15 protein-coding genes are annotated in these 17,365 nt (G+C 63.0%); 11 read left to right on the top strand and 4 right to left on the bottom strand.

Annotated elements, in window-relative coordinates; all coding sequences use genetic code 11:
* Window positions 1-72: 72 nt before the first annotated feature.
* A complete protein-coding gene (locus ABIE53_RS23595; protein ID WP_006047644.1) occupies window positions 73-987 on the top strand; it encodes a transcriptional regulator GcvA in 915 nt (304 codons plus the stop codon).
* An 85-nt stretch (window positions 988-1,072) separates the two neighbouring features.
* On the opposite strand, the gene ABIE53_RS23600 is transcribed toward ABIE53_RS23595, so the two are convergent.
* Complete coding sequence (locus ABIE53_RS23600) at window positions 1,073-1,816, bottom strand: LOG family protein (protein WP_013342013.1); 744 nt, start codon at window positions 1,814-1,816, stop codon at window positions 1,073-1,075.
* A gap of 1 nt (window position 1,817) precedes the next feature.
* On the opposite strand from ABIE53_RS23600, the gene polA reads away from it, so the two are divergent.
* From polA to ABIE53_RS23615, 3 genes are all read left to right on the top strand, one after another.
* A complete protein-coding gene (gene polA / locus ABIE53_RS23605) occupies window positions 1,818-4,559 on the top strand; it encodes a DNA polymerase I (protein WP_029971444.1) in 2,742 nt (913 codons plus the stop codon).
* Between the two features lie 155 nt (window positions 4,560-4,714).
* Window positions 4,715-6,061 (top strand): NAD(P)/FAD-dependent oxidoreductase, encoded by a 1,347-nt coding sequence (locus tag ABIE53_RS23610; RefSeq protein ID WP_192700450.1) that lies wholly within the window; start codon window positions 4,715-4,717, stop codon window positions 6,059-6,061.
* Between the two features lie 121 nt (window positions 6,062-6,182).
* Window positions 6,183-7,055 (top strand): dienelactone hydrolase family protein, encoded by an 873-nt coding sequence (locus tag ABIE53_RS23615; RefSeq protein ID WP_192700449.1) that lies wholly within the window; start codon window positions 6,183-6,185, stop codon window positions 7,053-7,055.
* A gap of 111 nt (window positions 7,056-7,166) precedes the next feature.
* Here the strand turns inward: ABIE53_RS23615 and ABIE53_RS23620 are convergent, their stop codons facing one another.
* Complete coding sequence (locus tag ABIE53_RS23620; protein ID WP_053859670.1) at window positions 7,167-8,036, bottom strand: sulfurtransferase; 870 nt, start codon at window positions 8,034-8,036, stop codon at window positions 7,167-7,169.
* A 163-nt stretch (window positions 8,037-8,199) separates the two neighbouring features.
* Window positions 8,200-9,306 carry an aromatic ring-hydroxylating oxygenase subunit alpha gene (locus ABIE53_RS23625; RefSeq protein WP_029971445.1) on the bottom strand — a complete coding sequence of 369 codons (1,107 nt, stop codon included), beginning with the start codon at window positions 9,304-9,306 and terminating at the stop codon, window positions 8,200-8,202.
* Window positions 9,307-9,594: 288 nt separating this feature from the next.
* Here ABIE53_RS23625 and ABIE53_RS23630 point away from each other — a divergent pair, with 288 nt between their 5' ends.
* From ABIE53_RS23630 to folE2, 4 genes are all read left to right on the top strand, one after another.
* Complete coding sequence (locus ABIE53_RS23630) at window positions 9,595-9,903, top strand: exodeoxyribonuclease VII small subunit (protein ID WP_006047652.1); 309 nt, start codon at window positions 9,595-9,597, stop codon at window positions 9,901-9,903.
* Window positions 9,900-10,781 (top strand): polyprenyl synthetase family protein, encoded by an 882-nt coding sequence (locus ABIE53_RS23635; RefSeq protein ID WP_053859669.1) that lies wholly within the window; start codon window positions 9,900-9,902, stop codon window positions 10,779-10,781. Before ABIE53_RS23630 ends, ABIE53_RS23635 begins: the two co-directional genes overlap by 4 nt.
* Before the next feature lie 84 nt (window positions 10,782-10,865).
* Complete coding sequence (gene dxs / locus ABIE53_RS23640; RefSeq protein WP_006047654.1) at window positions 10,866-12,773, top strand: 1-deoxy-D-xylulose-5-phosphate synthase; 1,908 nt, start codon at window positions 10,866-10,868, stop codon at window positions 12,771-12,773.
* 314 nt (window positions 12,774-13,087) lie between these two features.
* A complete protein-coding gene (folE2, locus tag ABIE53_RS23645; RefSeq protein WP_053859668.1) occupies window positions 13,088-13,894 on the top strand; it encodes a GTP cyclohydrolase FolE2 in 807 nt (268 codons plus the stop codon).
* Between the two features lie 110 nt (window positions 13,895-14,004).
* Here the strand turns inward: folE2 and tsaD are convergent, their stop codons facing one another.
* Entirely contained in the window at window positions 14,005-15,033 is a 1,029-nt protein-coding gene (gene tsaD, locus ABIE53_RS23650; protein ID WP_029971448.1) for a tRNA (adenosine(37)-N6)-threonylcarbamoyltransferase complex transferase subunit TsaD, read from the bottom strand.
* A 112-nt stretch (window positions 15,034-15,145) separates the two neighbouring features.
* Here tsaD and ABIE53_RS23655 point away from each other — a divergent pair, with 112 nt between their 5' ends.
* The 3 genes from ABIE53_RS23655 to ABIE53_RS23665 all read left to right on the top strand — a co-directional run bounded on the left by ABIE53_RS23655 (window position 15,146) and on the right by ABIE53_RS23665 (window position 17,350).
* Entirely contained in the window at window positions 15,146-16,363 is a 1,218-nt protein-coding gene (locus ABIE53_RS23655; protein WP_192700448.1) for a BaiN/RdsA family NAD(P)/FAD-dependent oxidoreductase, read from the top strand.
* Between the two features lie 68 nt (window positions 16,364-16,431).
* Window positions 16,432-16,644 (top strand): 30S ribosomal protein S21, encoded by a 213-nt coding sequence (gene rpsU / locus ABIE53_RS23660; protein ID WP_006047658.1) that lies wholly within the window; start codon window positions 16,432-16,434, stop codon window positions 16,642-16,644.
* A 259-nt stretch (window positions 16,645-16,903) separates the two neighbouring features.
* Window positions 16,904-17,350, top strand: a complete 447-nt coding sequence (locus tag ABIE53_RS23665) for a GatB/YqeY domain-containing protein (RefSeq protein WP_006047659.1) — start codon at window positions 16,904-16,906, stop codon at window positions 17,348-17,350.
* Window positions 17,351-17,365: the final 15 nt, after the last annotated feature.

Genomic DNA, 17,365 nt, shown 5'->3' on the forward strand with positions numbered 1-17,365 from the left:
AGAAGGTTAGCGCCGAACCGCCGCGCGACAAAACGATTTTTGCGCCGCGCCTTGTGACCTACAATCACAAGCATGGCTCGCAATCTTCCTCCCTTCCCCGCGCTGCGCGCCTTTGAAGCTGCGGCGCGTCACGAAAGCTTCAGCGCCGCCGCGAACGAGCTGCATGTGACTCACGGTGCAATCAGCCGGCAGGTCGCCGCGTTCGAGTCCTGGCTCGGCGTGCAGGTGTTCCAGCGTCACGGCAAGCGTGTGCGGCTGACGGCCGACGGCCGCCGCTATCTGTCGACGGTGCAAGCCGCGTTCGACAGCATCGCGCACGCCACCGACCAGTTGCGCGACACCGGCGTCGTGCACGTGCTGCGCGTGAATGCGCTGCCGACGTTCGCGATGAAGTGGCTGCTGCCGCGCCTGCATCAGTTCCAGCGCAAGGTGCCCAACGCCGAACTGCGGCTCGCAACGTCGAATGCGCCCGTCGAGACATTGGACAGTTTCGACGTCGCGGTGCGGCGCGGTCCCGCGCATTGGGCGAACTGCGTGAGCGGCCATTTTCTCGGCGAGAGCGAGCTGCCCGTATGCAGTCCCGCGTTGCTGCAGCGCTCGCCGATCCGAATCGCGGACGATCTCGCGCGGCATGTGCTGCTGCATTCGGACACGCGGCCCGATGCGTGGAGCAACTGGTTATCAGCGGCGGGCGTGACGGCCAAGTGCCGCAAAAAGCAATCGTTCGATCACTTCTATCTGGCGTTGCAGGCCGCGGTGGATGGACTCGGCGTGGCGCTCGGCCCATTGCCGCTGCTCGCCGACGAACTCGCGTCGGGCCGGCTCGTCGTGCCGCTCGCCGGACCGCGGATCGACGCGCGCGGCTATTGGTGGGTCGCACGCAGGGAGGTCGCGAATGCGCCGCTCGTCGCGCAATTCTGCGAATGGTTGCAGGCGCAAGGCGATCAGACGGACGAGATGCAAATGCAGGTGCAGGCGCAGACGTAGGCCGTTAAACATTAAACATGAAGCACAAACGCAAAACGGGCAGCACAAAGGCTGCCCGCTTTTTTAACGCTTCCGCGTGCTTGCGTTACAGATAGAACATCCGGTCTTCTTCCGACTTGGTCGGCTGCGGCTCGGCGCCTTCGCGATCTTCGTAGAACTTCAACACCGCTTCGAGCACCTGGTCCGGATCGTCGATCACCTGCATCAGGTCGATGTCGGTCGGATTGATGAGACCCATTGGCGTGAGCGAATTCTTGAACCACGCAAGCAGACCTTCCCAGAACTCAGCGCCGACCAGAATGATCGGCACGTGGCGCGACTTCTTGGTTTGAATGAGCGTGAGCACTTCGGCGAGTTCGTCCAACGTGCCGAAACCGCCGGGCATGACGATCACTGCGTCGGAGTTCTTGACGAACGTGACCTTGCGCGTGAAGAAGTGACGAAAGCGCAGCGAGATGTCTTGCCACTGATTGCCCGATTGCTCGTGCGGCAACTCGATGTTGAGGCCAACCGAAGGCGCCTTGCCTGCATGCGCGCCTTTATTCGCGGCTTCCATGATGCCGGGGCCGCCGCCGGAGATCACGGCGAAGCCCGCATCCGACAGCTTGCGCGCGATTTGCGTGGCGAGTTTGTAATACGGCGAGTTCGGTTTCAGGCGCGCTGAACCATAGATGCTGACAGCCGGGCGAATCTCCGAGAGGTACTCGGTCGCCTCAATAAACTCTGCCATAATCGTGAACATCTGCCACGATGCGCGGGCCTTTTTTGCCGTTGCGCGCTCTTGATCTGCGAGTGATCGCAGACTCGGAATCACTTTTCTCTTAGTCATAATGCCTGAAGAACGAAGCCTTGAAGGTAAGACCCTGCTATTGGTCGACGGTTCGAGTTATCTGTACCGGGCCTACCATGCGATGCCTGATCTGCGCGGGCCCGACGGTGGTCCCACGGGTGCGCTCTATGGGATGATCAACATGCTGCGGCGCATGCGCAAGGAAGTCACAGCAGAGTATAGCGCGTGCGTGTTCGACGCCAAGGGCAAAACGTTTCGCGACGACTGGTATCCCGACTATAAGGCGAATCGTCCCTCCATGCCGGACGATCTGTCGCGGCAAATCGAGCCGATTCACGTGGCCGTGCGCGCGCTCGGCTGGCCGCTTCTGATGATCGACGGCGTGGAAGCCGACGACGTGATCGGCACGCTTTCCACCGAGGCGGAAAAGCGCGGCATGAACGTGATCGTGTCGACTGGTGACAAGGATCTGGCGCAGCTCGTGTCGGATCATGTCACCCTCATCAATACGATGACCAACGAAAAGCTCGACCGTGCCGGCGTGCTCGCCAAATTCGGCGTGCCGCCGGAGCGCATTGTCGACTACCTGTCGTTGATCGGCGATACCGTCGACAACGTGCCGGGCGTCGAGAAATGCGGGCCGAAAACCGCGCTCAAATGGCTGACGCAATATGAGTCGCTGGATGGCATCGTCGCACATGCGGACGAGATCAAAGGTGCGGTAGGAGACAATCTGCGACGCGCGCTCGACTTTCTGCCGATGGCGCGCAAGCTCGTCACCGTCGAACGCAATTGCGATCTGACCGAACATATCGCGTCGATCGAGGAAAATTTGCAGAGCCGCCCGGAATCGCGGGAGGAATTGCGCGACGTGTTCACGCGCCACGGCTTCAAGACCTGGCTGCGCGAGGTGGAAATTGCCGATGCGGTCGAAGGTCCGGAAACCGACGTGCCGCCGGCGCTCACCGTCGATCACGAACGGCACTACGAAACCGTGCAGACGTGGGAGCAATTCGACGCGTGGCTGCAAAAGATCAACACAGCGGAGATCACTTCGTTCGATACGGAAACCACGTCGCTCGATCCGATGGTCGCGCAAATCGTGGGCCTGTCGTTCTCGGTTGAGGCAGGTCATGCGGCTTATGTGCCGGTCGCGCATCGCGGCCCGGATGCGCCCGTGCAACTGCCGCGCGATGAAGTGCTCGCGAAGCTCAAGCCGTGGCTCGAAAGCGCGGAGCACAAGAAGGTCGGTCAGCATCTGAAGTACGACGAACAGGTGCTCGCCAATTACGGCATTGAAATGCGCGGCGTCGAACACGACACGCTGCTGCAATCGTACGTGCTGGAATCGCATCGTCCGCATGACATGGACAACCTCGCGCTGCGCCATCTCGGCATCAAGACGATCAAGTATGAAGACGTCGCGGGCAAGGGCGCGCAGCAAATCGGTTTCGACGAAGTCGCGCTCGACAAGGCCGCCGAATACGCAGCCGAAGACGCCGACATCACGTTGCGTCTGCATCAAACGCTGTATCCGCAGCTCGCGGCGGAAGAAACGCTCGAGCATGTGTATCGCGACATCGAAGTGCCCACGTCGCGCGTTTTGCGCAAGATGGAGCGCAGCGGCGTTTTGATCGACGCGGAAAAGTTGCGTCAGCAAAGCAGCGAAATTGCAACGCGGCTTATCCAGTTGGAGAGCGAGGCATATGTGCTCGCCGGCGGCGAATTCAACCTCGGTTCGCCGAAGCAGATTGGCCAGATCTTCTTCGAACGACTCGAGTTGCCGGTCGTGAAGAAAACGCCGAGCGGCGCGCCTTCGACGGACGAAGAAGTGCTGCAAAAGCTCGCCGAAGATTATCCGTTGCCCAAGATTCTGCTCGAACATCGCGGCTTGTCGAAGCTGAAGTCCACGTACACCGACAAGCTGCCGCGCATGGTCAACGCAAGCACGGGCCGCGTGCACACGAACTATGCGCAGGCCGTCGCGGTCACGGGGCGTCTTGCGTCGAACGATCCGAACCTGCAGAACATTCCTGTGCGCACCGGCGAAGGCCGCCGCATTCGCGAAGCCTTCATTGCGCCGCCGGGACACAAGCTCGTTTCCGCGGATTACTCGCAAATCGAACTGCGCATCATGGCGCACATTTCCGGCGACGAATCGTTGCTACGCGCCTTCTCGGAAGGTGAAGACATTCACCGCGCGACCGCCGCGGAAATTTTCAGCGTGACGCCGCTCGAAGTGTCGAACGATCAGCGGCGCGTGGCGAAGGTCATCAACTTCGGCCTGATCTACGGCATGAGCTCGTTCGGCCTCGCGTCGAATCTCGGCATTACGCGCGATGCCGCCAAGCTTTATATCGACCGCTATTTCGCACGTTATCCGGGCGTCGCGCGTTATATGGACGAGACGCGCTTGAGCGCGAAAGCCAAGGGTTACGTCGAGACCGTTTTCGGCCGACGGCTGTGGCTGCCGGAAATCAACGGCGGCAACGGTCCGCGTCGTCAGGCCGCCGAACGCGCGGCGATTAACGCGCCGATGCAAGGCACGGCCGCCGACCTCATCAAGCTCTCGATGATCGCCGTGCAGAAGTGGATCGAAGAATCGAACATCGGCACGCGCATGATCATGCAGGTGCACGACGAACTGATCCTCGAAGTACCCGACGAAGAACTGTCCGACGTGCGCAAGCGTCTGCCGGAGTTGATGTGCGGCGTCGCCGCGCTGAAAGTGCCGCTGGTCGCGGAAGTCGGCGCGGGGCTCAACTGGGAGGAAGCGCATTGACGCAGGTGTGACGGCGCGCAATAGCGTCGTTTGCATGTCACACATGCAAATTGGCAGCTTGTGACAACCCGTGCGGCTCACGGACAATCGGTAAGAACGCGTGCCCGCGGCGCGCGATTACGACGCACAACCCATCGGCAAATACGGAGAGTTCAATGCATCGTTTTATCGTCGTTGGCGGAGGCGCAGGAGGACTCGAGCTGGCAACTCGCCTGGGCGATCGCTATGGTCACAACAACAAGGCGGGCACGCGTGCGCAGGTCACGCTCGTCGACCGTAACCCGACGCATATCTGGAAGCCGCTGTTGCATGAAGTGGCGGCCGGCAGCATGGACCCGTTCACGCAGGAACTCGAATATGCGGCGCAAGCGCGCTGGCATGGCTTCGAGTTTCAGCAGGGCGAGCTGACGGGACTCGATCGCGCGAACAAGCGCCTCACGCTCGGCACCGTACTCGACGACGACGGCGCCGAACTGCTGCCCGTACGCCAGCTCGAGTACGACACGCTGATCATCGCGATCGGCAGCACGACCGCATTCTTCGGCGTGAAAGGCGCGCCGGAATTCTCCCTTGCACTCGACACCGTCAGCCAGGCCGAGCGCTTTCGCAAGCGTCTTATCGCGGCTTGCATGCGGGCCGAGCATCAGGCGCATGAACCGGTCGAGTCGGGACCGGGCACGTCGCCTTCAACCGAGCCGCGCATTCAGGTGGCGATTGTCGGCGGCGGCGCGACTGGCGTCGAACTGTCGGCGGAATTGCGCAACACGGCGCAGGTGTTGTCGGCGTACGGTCTGCACAAGCTCGATCCGCGGCATGACGTGGGCATTGTATTGATCGAAGCGGGGCCGCGCATTTTGCCGGCCTTGCAGGAGCGCGTGTCGACGGCAACGGCCGAATTGCTGACCAAGCTCGGCGTCAGGCTGATGACGAGCGAAACGGTGGCCGAGGTCGCGCCCGGCATCATCCGCACGGCGAGCGGCAAAACAGTGCGCGCCGATCTGACCGTGTGGGCGGCGGGCATCAAGGCGCCCGCTATCCTGAGCCAGCTCGACGGCCTGCCCGTCAACCGGCTTGGTCAACTCAACGTGCGCCGCACGCTGCAAACCGAAATCGACGACAACGTGTTCGCGCTCGGCGATTGCGCGGCGTGTCCGTGGCCGGGCAACGAGAAGAATGTGCCGCCGCGCGCGCAGGCCGCGCATCAGCAGGCGAGCTTTCTGTTGAAGGCGCTGGCGGCGCGGCTCGAGAACCGGCCGCTGCCCGAGTTCACGTATCGCGACTTCGGCTCGCTCGTGTCGCTCGGGCACTTCAGCGCGGTCGGCAATCTGATGGGCGGGGTGATCGGCGGCAATATGCTGATTGAAGGGCTGTTCGCGCGCTTCATGTACATGTCGCTGTACCGGCTGCATATCGCCGCGCTGCACGGCTATGCGCGCATGGTGCTCGACACGTTCGCGCACTGGCTGCGGCGCACCACGTTGCCGCGGGTCAAGCTGCACTGACTGCGCGGCATGTCGCTGTCCGCACGTTCGCGCGTGGTTGCATGTTCGCATGTTCGGATCTGCAACGGGACACGCGTGAGGCGTATCCTGTTGCCTCCACCGTTCAACGAGGAGCGCCCGCATGCTGAACCCCGATGTCGACAGCCTCGCCCCGCACGTTCCCTTCAATCGACGCACCTTCATCAAGGCCGCACTCGGCACCGGCTTCGCGGCTGCGGTGTTGCCGGTGTCGGCGCAAACCATCCATACCGATAGCGAAGGTCTCGAGGCCGGCGAAATTGCCGTGCGCTCGGGCGGCACGCTGGTGCCCGCCTATCGCGCGCAGCCGAAGGGCAAGACGCATCTGCCGGTGATCATCGTGATTCACGAGGCGTTCGGCGTGCATGAGCATATCGCCGACGTTTGCCGGCGCTTCGCCAAACTCGGCTATCTGGCCATTGCGCCGGATCTGTTTGTCCGCGAAGGCGATCCGATGGCGCTGCCGACCATTGCGCAGATCAGTCAGCAGATCCTCAACAAAGTGCCGGACGACCAGGCGCTGGCCGATCTCGACGCGACCGTTGCATGGGCCGGCGAGCACGGCGGCGATCTGAAGCGCCTCGGTGTGACGGGCTTTTGCTGGGGCGGCCGCATGGCCTGGCTGTATGCCGAGCACGAGCCGCGGCTGAAGGCGGCGGTCGCGTGGTATGGGCGCGTAGCCGGCGATCACACGGCCACCAACCCGGCGAATCCGCTCGACCGCGTGGCCGATCTTCACGCGCCGGTGCTCGGTCTTTACGGCTTGCAGGATCAGAGCATTCCGCAGGAATCGCTCGAGCAGATGAAGCAGGCGATCGCGCAAGGGCCGAACGTCGCGCGCGGTTCGCAGTTCGTTGTCTACGACGATGCGGGCCATGCGTTCTTCGCGGATTATCGGCCGAGCTACAAGAAGGCCGATGCCGAAGATGGCTGGCGCCGCGCGCTCACCTGGTTCAAGCAGCACGGCGTGGCTTGACGGGCGATTCGGAGTGTTTGGAGGCGGGTGCGTTTGCTGAATGAAAAAAGGCCGTTGCCGCTTATAAGCGGCAACGGCCTTTCGTCTTTCAGACTTAATCTTCGCGCGGCCTCAAGGCTTCGGCCCGGTCGCAACGGGCCGCTTCGGGTCCGAACTCCATTCGCTCCAGGAACCCGCGTAGAGCGCGGCGCCATGCAGGCCGGCCACTTCCATTGCAAGCGCATTGACGCACGCTGTCACGCCCGAGCCGCATTGCAGGACGACGTGTTCCGGCGGCGTGTCGCCGAGCAGCACGTGGAACTCGTCGCGCAGCGTGTGAGCCGGCTTGAAGCGGCCGTCGGCGGTGAGGTTGTCCTTGAAGAAGCGATTGAGCGCGCCGGGAATATGGCCGCCTACGCGATCCAGCGTCTCGTTCTCGCCGCGATAGCGGTCGGCCGCGCGGGCGTCGACCACCACGCGTTCCTTCGAGCCGAGATTGCGCTCGATCATGTGCGCGTCGACGGTAACGGAAAGCGGCGCGCCGGCCTTGAAGTCGCCGGTGTTTTGCGGCGGCACGTCTTGCGTGAGCGGCTGGCCCGCGGCTTCCCACGCCTGCAATCCGCCGTCGAGCAGCGCGACGGCGTCGTGGCCGAGCCAGCGCAGCAGCCACCAGGCGCGTGCGGCATACATGCCGCCTTGCGCGTCATACGCGACAACTTGCTGGCCTTGCTTCAGGCCGCGCGATTCCAGCGTTTCGACGAGCCGCTCGCGATCCGGCAACGGATGGCGTCCATTGGTGCCGGTCTTCGGCCCCGACAGGTCGCGGTCGAGATGCAGATAATGCGCGCCCGGCAGATGTCCGGCGAGATACGCCTTTTCGCCGGCTTCGGGGTCGGCCAGATCGAACCGGCAGTCGATGACGAACACGCTGCCCGGTGCCTCGGCGAGCCGTTCCGCGAGATTGGTCGCGGAGATCAAAGTGGTGTAGTGAGTGTGGGGCATGACGTCTCCTCGATGCGGGCGATGGCGGCTCCCTTGCCGGCGGCCTCATGACGCGACCGGATGGCTGGGCTATATCGTTAGTCTAAACAAAAAAAGACGGGCCGAAGCCCGTCTTTCCATGCGTTCGTGCAAACGCGAATGAGGTGATGCGTGAGCGCCGATTCTAGATCGTGCCCAGTTCGCGCCGCAGGAACTCGTGGAAGTGCTGCATGCCGTCTTCCATCGGGCTCTGGTATGGACCAACCTGCGACTCGCCGCGTTCCATGAGTGCCCGGCGGCCCGCGTCCATGCGTTCGGCGATCTCGTCGTCTTCACGCGCCGTTTCCATATACGCGGCGCGCTCCGCTTCGACGAACTCACGCTCGAACAACGCGATTTCCTCAGGGTAATAGAACTCGACCACGTTGGTGGTTTTCTGCGGACCGCGCGGAATCAGCCATGACACGACCAGCACGTGCGGATACCACTCGATCATGATGCCAGGGTAGTACACCATCCAGATCGCGCCGAACTCGGGCGGATTGCCGCCGCGAAAACGCAGGACTTCGTCGTGCCATTTGCGGTACGTCGGACTGCCCGGCTGCTCGAGGCCTTTGTGGACGCCCACCGTTTGCACGCTGTACCACTCGCCGAATTCCCACGCGAGGTCGTCGCAATTGACGAAGCTGCCGAGGCCCGGATGGAACGGCGCAACGTGATAGTCCTCCAGATAGACCTCGATAAAGGTCTTCCAGTTGTAGTTGCACTCGTGCACTTCGACGTGATCGAACATGAAGCCCGAGAAGTCGAAGTGTTGCCTGGTGCCGAGGTTGGACAGATCGCGCGCGACGTCGCGGCCTTGTGCTTCGAACAGCAGCCCTTGCCAGTTCTGCAGCGGCGTGGCGCCGAGATTCAGACAGGGGTTGTCCGCAAAATGCGGAGCGCCGAGAAGCTGGCCGTTGAGGTCGTATGTCCAGCGGTGCAGGGGACAGACGATATTCTCCGCGTGGCCGCGGCCGTTGAGCATGATGGCCTGCCGGTGGCGGCACACGTTCGACAGAAGTTCGACTTGCGACTGCTGGTTACGAACGAGCACGCGCCCCTCGCTTTCGCTGGGCAAGGCAAAATAATTCCCCACTTCCGGCACCATGAGCTCGTGCCCGACGTAACGGGGACCTTTCCTGAAAAGGGTTTCGATTTCGCGCGTTAGAAGCGCTTCGTCAAAGTAAGCCGTGACTGGCAGTTGGCTGTGAACAGACCGCAACTGCAATGCATTGCTCAGATTGGACATTCCCACTCCCGATGAAGACGTGAAAGCAGTGAACAACCCAACCATCGAAGATTCGATTTAGGGAGCCCGAGATTATACCTGTTTCCCCCTCCTTGGGACAGTTAAGTCACTGATTTGGGTCAAAAATGTCGGGAAAGTTCGGCCTTTTCGGCACAGACCGATCGATTTTTTTCTGCGAGACTGACAGGGCGGCCACCGGCGAACACGCAGCCCGAAGGTGGGCTGAGAGATCGGATTTATCGCTTTTGCCGTAGAATGTCCGACTTGTTTTAATTTTTGCGACTATTCATGGCGAAGACCGCGTCGAACGATACCGCTGCCGCGCCAGCCGAGGGCGTCGACAACACGCCGCTGCCCGAGAATTACGAGGCGGCGCAGGCGGAGCTGGAGGGCCTGGTTGCACGCATGGAAAGCGGCAATCTGAGCCTCGAAGAGTCGCTGTCCGCGTATCGGCGCGGCGCGGCTCTGGTGGCGTTTTGCCAGCAGCAGCTCGAGAAGGTCGAGCAGCAGGTACGGGTGCTCGACGGCGAGACGCTCAAGCCACTGCCCGTGAATACAGCAGGAACAGCCGCTACTGAAAGCGGGGACGACCTATGACATTCGAACAATGGACTCGCTCGGTGCTCGAGCGCGTCGAAGCGGCACTCGAACACTACTTGCCGGCTGAAACAACGGAGCCTGCAAAGCTTCACGAAGCGATGCGCTACGCGGTGCTCGGCGGCGGCAAGCGGGTCCGCCCGTTGCTGTGCCATGCGGCGGGCGAACTCACCGGCGCGCGCGCCGAGTGTCTCGATGCGGCGGCAGCGGCGCTTGAAATGATCCACGTGTATTCGCTCGTGCACGATGACATGCCCTGCATGGACGACGACGCACTGCGTCGCGGCAAGCCCACGGTACACGTCAAATATGACGAAGCCACGGCACTGCTGGTTGGCGACGCGCTGCAATCGCAGGCTTTCGTTTCGTTGACGTCCGATGTGCTGGCGCCGCAGCAACAGGCGGCGCTCGTGCGCGAACTGGCTCTCGCGAGCGGTTCGATCGGCATGTGCGGCGGACAGGCAATCGACCTCGCGAGCGTCGGTCATACGCTGACGCGCGCGCAGCTCGAAACCATGCACCGCATGAAGACCGGCGCGTTGCTGCGCGCCGCGGTGCGCATGGGTGCGCTGGCGGGCGAGGCGCCCGACGCAAACGCGATGCGTTCGCTCGACGCCTATTCGGCCGCGGTCGGTCTCGCGTTTCAGGTCGTCGACGATATTCTCGACGTCACGACCGATTCCGCGACGCTCGGCAAGACAGCAGGCAAGGACGCGAAGGACGGCAAGCCGACCTACGTGTCGATTATTGGGCTCGACGCATCGCGTTCGCTCGCCGCGCAGTTGCGCAGCGACGCGCACGCCGCGCTGGCGCCGTTCGGCGCACGCGCGCAGCGTCTTGCCGAATTGGCCGACCTGGTGGTGAACCGGGTTAGCTGAACGCGAAAGCCCGCCGCCGCGCACCGTCCCACAAGGTGCGTGTATGAAGTGCGGGCGCGTAAGTTTTCCTACAATGGAACGACGATGTACGACTTGCTGAAAACCATCGACGACCCGGCCGCCCTGCGCCGCCTCGATCGCCGCCAATTGCAACCGCTTGCCGACGAGTTGCGCGCTTTTGTGCTCGACAGCGTGTCGCAGACGGGCGGCCATCTCTCGTCCAACCTCGGCACGGTCGAGTTGACCATTGCTCTGCACTATGTGTTCGACACACCGCACGACCGCATCGTGTGGGACGTCGGCCATCAGACGTATCCGCACAAGATTCTGACGGGCCGCCGCGAACGGATGCACACGCTGCGCCAGTTGGGCGGCATCTCCGGCTTCCCGAAGCGCGACGAATCCGAGTACGACACGTTCGGCACCGCGCATTCGAGCACGTCTATTTCGGCGGCGCTCGGCATGGCTATCGCGAGCAAGCTGCAGGGCGACAACCGCATGGGCATCGCCGTGATCGGCGACGGCGCCATGACGGCGGGCATGGCGTTCGAAGCCATGAACAACGCGGGCGTTGAAGACGACGTGCCGCTGCTCGTGATCCTGAACGACAACGACATGTCGATTTCGCCGCCGGTGGGCGCGCTCAATCGCCATCTGGCGCGGCTCATGTCCGGACGCTTCTACGCTGCGGCGCGCGCGGGCGTCGAGCGCGTACTGCGTGTCGCTCCGCCCATGCTCGATCTGGCGCGCAAGCTCGAAGAGCACGCGAAGGGCATGATCGTGCCGGCTACGCTGTTCGAGGAATTTGGCTTTAACTACATCGGCCCGATCGACGGCCATGATCTCGATTCGCTGATTCCCACGCTGCAAAACATCAAGGAACTGCGCGGTCCGCAATTCCTGCACGTGGTGACGAAGAAGGGCCAGGGCTACAAGCTGGCCGAGGCCGATCCGGTGCTGTACCACGGCCCCGGCAAGTTCAATCCGGCCGAGGGCATCAAGCCGGCCTCCGCGCCGTCGAAGAAAACCTACACGCAGGTGTTCGGCGAATGGCTGTGCGACGCCGCCGAACTCGACGCGCGCGTCGTCGGCATCACGCCGGCCATGCGCGAAGGCTCGGGCATGGTCGAGTTCGAGAAGCGCTTCCCGGATCGCTATTTCGACGTCGGCATCGCCGAGCAGCACGCGGTCACGTTCGCCGGCGGTCTTGCCGCCGACGGCATGAAGCCGGTCGTCGCGATCTATTCGACGTTCCTGCAGCGCGCTTACGACCAGTTGATCCACGACGTCGCGCTGCAGAATCTGCCGGTGGTGTTCGCCATCGACCGTGCGGGTCTGGTCGGCGCGGACGGTGCGACGCACGCGGGCGCCTACGACCTCGCGTTCATGCGCTGCATTCCGAACATGATGGTGATGGTTCCGTCGGACGAAAACGAAAGCCGCCAGATGCTGTACACGGCGCTGCAGCAGTCGTGCCCGACGGCGGTTCGCTATCCGCGCGGCGCCGGCACCGGCGTGGCGACGGTCAAGCAGATGGCCGCGCTCCCGGTCGGCAAGGGCGAAGTGCGTCGCGAAACCTCGCAACCGGCGGGCAAGCGCATTGCGATCCTCGCGTTCGGCACGATGGTCGCGCCGTCGCTCGCGGCTGCCGAGCAACTCGACGCCACGGTGGCGAACATGCGTTTCGTGAAGCCGCTCGACGCCGACCTCGTGCGTCAACTGGCGGAAACGCACGACGCCATCGTCACTGTCGAAGAAGGCTGTGTGATGGGCGGCGCAGGCTCGGCGTGCGTCGAAGCCCTGCTTGAGAGTGGGGTTATGCGTCCGGTACTACAATTGGGCCTTCCCGACCGCTTCATCGATCATGGCGATCCGGCCAAGCTGCTCGCCGCATGCGGACTGGACGCCGCGGGCATCGCGAAGTCGATTCGCGAACGCTTCCTGTCGAGCGGCGCGGTCGGCGCGCAATCGTCGGTTAAGCGGGTTGCTTGAGCGGAGGCTTAAGCTGGTCGATCGCATCTGTTGACCAGTCAGGCTAGCCGCTTGATCAACGCGCCGGCCGTCACGATGCGCCATCTCTAACTTGAGTCGATGGGCGTGTGCCCATCATCGAACGCCGGCAGGGGCCGGCGTTTGCCGTTGCGGTTTTTGCTTCGCGCGGCCGCTGACGACTCACAAACCTGTCGCTTCGCGAACGCCTCAAAGGGGCGACTCTCCATCCACGAAGACTTCCTTCAAGGAGCGGAGATTTTCTGCGAAGTTGAAAACAGGGTGGCGAGTCAGCGTCTTCCTGAAAGGACAAGAACATGAATCAGATGAATCCCGCCTTTGTGATGCCCGACGTGCAAAGCACGCCGGATACCCGCCAGATTCCGATTCAGCGGGTTGGCGTCAAGGCGGTGCGCCATCCGCTGACGGTGCGTACACAAAGCGGTGATGCGCAGCCGACGGTCGGCACCTGGAACCTCGACGTCCATTTGCCCGCCGATCAGAAGGGCACGCACATGTCGCGCTTCGTCGCGTTGCTCGAGGAGAACAAGGCGCCACTCGAACCGGCGACGTTCCGCACGATGCTCGCCGCGATGCTCCAAAAGCTCGAGGCCGAGGCGGGCCGCATCGAGGTGTCGTTTCCTTACTTCGTGAACAAGACCGCGCCGGTGTCGGGCGTGCAAAGCCTGCTTGATTACGAAGTCACGCTGACCGGCGAGACGCGTAATGGCGAAACGCGTCTGTTCCTGAAAGTGTTGGTGCCGGTCACAAGCCTCTGCCCGTGCTCGAAGAAGATCTCGCAGTACGGCGCGCACAACCAGCGCTCGCACGTCACGATCAACGCGGAACTGGCAGGCGAGGTCGCGGTGGAAGACCTGATCCGTATCGCCGAAGAAGAAGCGTCGTGCGAACTGTGGGGCTTGCTCAAGCGCCCGGACGAGAAGTTCGTCACTGAGCGCGCGTACGAGAACCCGAAGTTCGTCGAAGACCTGGTGCGCGACGTCGCGCAACGTCTGAACGCGGACGAGCGGATCGTCGCTTATGTGCTCGAGGCCGAGAACTTCGAGTCGATCCACAATCACAGCGCGTATGCGGTGATCGAACGCGATAAGCGAGTGGTTTAACGCCGACTGATAGCCGGCAATGACTGAATGAAAAGCCGCTTGCTGAAGCGGCTTTTTTGTCGGCATTTACACGGGATGCGTCGGGCGCTACGTGAAAATCTGACTCACGTTCAGCGCGCGAGCGAGCTCAAATCCCAGCGCGGCTTCACGGTAAACGCGTAGTCCTTGCCCGACTGATCCGGCCAGCGCTGCAGCCGCAACGCACCGGCGAGCGCGATCATTGCACCGTTGTCCGTGCACAGCGACAAGTCCGGGTAATGCACATAGAAGTTGCGCTTTTGCGCCGCCGCCGAGAGCGCTTCGCGCAACTGCCGGTTCGCGCCCACGCCGCCCGCCACGACGAGGCGGTTTAACTTCGTGCGCTTGAGCGCGGCGATCGACTTGGTTGCCAGCACATCGACGGCTGCGTCGACGAAACCGCGCGCCAGGTCCGCTTTCGCCTGCTCGCAGATGTTCGCGCCGCCGAGCTTTTTCGCGTGCGTGAGCACAGCCGTTTTCAGACCGCTGAAACTGAAGTCGAGGTCACCGGAATGCAGCATCGGACGAGGCAGCACGACCGCGCCCGGCGTGCCGAATTCGGCCATGCGCGAGACTTCCGGGCCGCCCGGATAGCCTAGGCCAAGCAACTTGGCGGTTTTGTCGAAGGCTTCGCCGGCGGCGTCGTCGAGCGTCTCGCCAAGGGTTTCGTACACGCCCACGTCGGTCACGCGCATCAACTGTGTATGGCCGCCCGACACCAGCAATGCGACAAACGGAAACGGCGGCGGTTCGTCGACGAGCAGCGGCGACAGCAAATGCCCTTCCAGATGATGAATGCCGATGGTCGGCTTGTCCCACGCCATCGCCAGCGAATTGGCGACGCTTGCGCCCACCAGCAGCGCGCCCGCGAGCCCCGGCCCTTGCGTGTAGGCGATCGCGTCGATGTCGCCACGTGCCGCGCCCGCGCGCTCCATCACCTCTTCGAGCAAGGGCAGCGCACGCCGGATATGATCGCGCGACGCGAGTTCGGGCACCACGCCGCCATACTCGCGATGCATCGCGATCTGCGAATGCAGCGCATGCGCGAGCAGGCCGCGCTCGGTGTCGTAGAGCGCGAGGCCGGTTTCGTCGCAGGAGCTTTCGATGCCGAGAACGAGCATGTCTGGTGGGGCTGAAACGGACGCTTGAGAGCGTCCGCAACGCAGAGAAGTAAGCCTGAAAGTATAGCAGCGCGGGCAAGGCGCCGCCGGCCCGCAGGTACAATGCGGCCCCATGGAATCTTTCGATATCGCAGTGATCGGCGCGGGCGCGGCCGGCATGATGTGCGCGGCCGTGGCCGGGCAACTGGGCCGGCGTGTCGTGCTGATCGATCACTCGCAGCGTCTCGCGGAAAAAATCCGCATCTCGGGCGGCGGCCGCTGCAACTTCACGAATCTGTACGCGGGCCCGGTCAATTATCTGTCGGCGAATCCGCATTTTTGCCGCTCCGCGCTCGCACGCTACACGCCGCGCGATTTCATGGCGCTGCTCAAGCGCCATCACGTGACGTGGCATGAGAAGCACAAGGGCCAGTTGTTCTGCAACGAGTCGAGCGACGCGGTTATCAACGTGCTCAAAAGCGAGTGCGACGCGGGGCACGTCGCCTGGCGCACGCCGCTGTCCGTCGAACATGTGAGGCAGGACGCCGAAGGCCGCTTCACGCTGGACACGAATGCGGGTCCGGTTGCGGCGCGCGCGCTCGTCGTCGCAACGGGCGGGCTGTCGATTCCGAAGATCGGCGCGACGGATTTTGCTTATCGTCTGGCGAAGCAATTCGGCCACAAGCTGATCGACACGCGCCCCGCGCTCGTCCCGCTGACTTTTGCCGCCGCCGACTGGGAGCCGTTTTCGGCGCTGTCGGGCGTCTCGCTGGAAGTGCGGATCGCGACGGGGAACAAGAAGACGGGCGCCGAATTCGAAGAGGATTTGCTGCTCACGCACCGCGGGCTTTCCGGCCCTGGCGTGCTGCAGATTTCGAGCTACTGGCAGCCGGGCGAGCCGATCCACATCGATCTGCTGCCGAACCAGGATGCGGCTGCCGCGTTGCTCGAAGCGAAGACCGGGACCCGCCGCCAGATCGCGAATCTGTTGTCGGAATGGGTGCCGCAGCGGCTCGCCCACGTGTGGCTCGACACCCATCAGATTCCCGCCGAAGCGCGCGTGGCCGATCTGCCGGACAAGGCGCTACGGCGCATCGGCGAGGCGCTGTCGCGCTGGACGCTCACGCCCAACGGCACCGAAGGCTACCGCAAGGCCGAAGTGACGCGCGGCGGCGTCGACACCCGCGACCTTTCGTCGACGACGATGATGAGCGCCCGCGCGCCGGGCCTGTACTTCATCGGCGAGGCGGTGGACGTCACCGGCTGGCTCGGCGGCTACAATTTTCAGTGGGCCTGGGCGTCGGGCGTGGCGGCCGGCCAGGCTGCCGCGGAGTACGCTCGGGGGGCTTGACGGCGCAGTGGCTTTGTGTAAAAGCTCTGCTATACTCCTGAACCTTTACAAAGTTCCGTTATTGAAAAATGACGACCATCCGCGTAAAAGACAACGAGCCGTTTGAAGTCGCCATGCGCCGTTTCAAGCGCACCATGGAGAAAAGCGGGTTGCTGACGGAACTGCGGGCGCGCGAGTTTTACGAAAAGCCTACGGCTGAGCGCAAACGCAAGAAGGCCGCCGCGGTGAAGCGTCATTTCAAGCGTCTGCGCAGCCAGATGCTGCCAAAGAAGTTCTACTGATTCTGGTGTTGCCGCTGTTGCAGTCCAACGGAACAACGACAACGAACCGGTGACGGCGCAACCAGTGCCGTCACGGAAAACACGGTCTCTTCGGACCAGCCAGCAGGGTCGCATCCACTACGCACAATTGCGTCAACCCGCTTGAGGAAGCAGTCCCAAGCGGGCGTTTGTGTTCATGCGCTGCTTATGCGTGCTTGTGCGTGCTTGTGCGTATGTCCGACGCGGCCGGTTCTCAATTTTCAACGCATTCAGGTGAGTGATGAGCCTCAAAGACCGGATCAACGACGATATGAAAACCGCCATGCGGGCACGTGAGACCGAGCGTCTTGGCACGATCCGGCTGCTGCTCGCCGCGATCAAGCAACGCGAAGTCGACGAGCGTGTGACGCTGGACGACGCCGCGGTGACTGCTGTCATCGACAAGATGATCAAGCAGCGCAAGGACTCGATCAGCCAGTTCGAAGGCGCGGGCCGCACGGATCTCGCTGACAAGGAAAAGGCGGAGTTGGCCATTCTTTCGGCATACATGCCCGAGCAGATGTCCGAGGCGGAAATCGTTGCCGAGGTGCAGGCCGCCGTCGCGCAAACCGGCGCCGCCGGTCCGCAGGACATGGGCAAGGTAATGGGCGTGCTGAAGCCGAAGCTCGCGGGCCGTGCCGACATGACGGCGGTGTCGGCGCAGGTCAAAGCCGCGCTCGCGAAGTAAGGCGAAAGCGCGGGC

The organism is Paraburkholderia sp. OAS925 (assembly GCF_040543975.1).
Taxonomy (GTDB): domain Bacteria; phylum Pseudomonadota; class Gammaproteobacteria; order Burkholderiales; family Burkholderiaceae; genus Paraburkholderia; species Paraburkholderia graminis.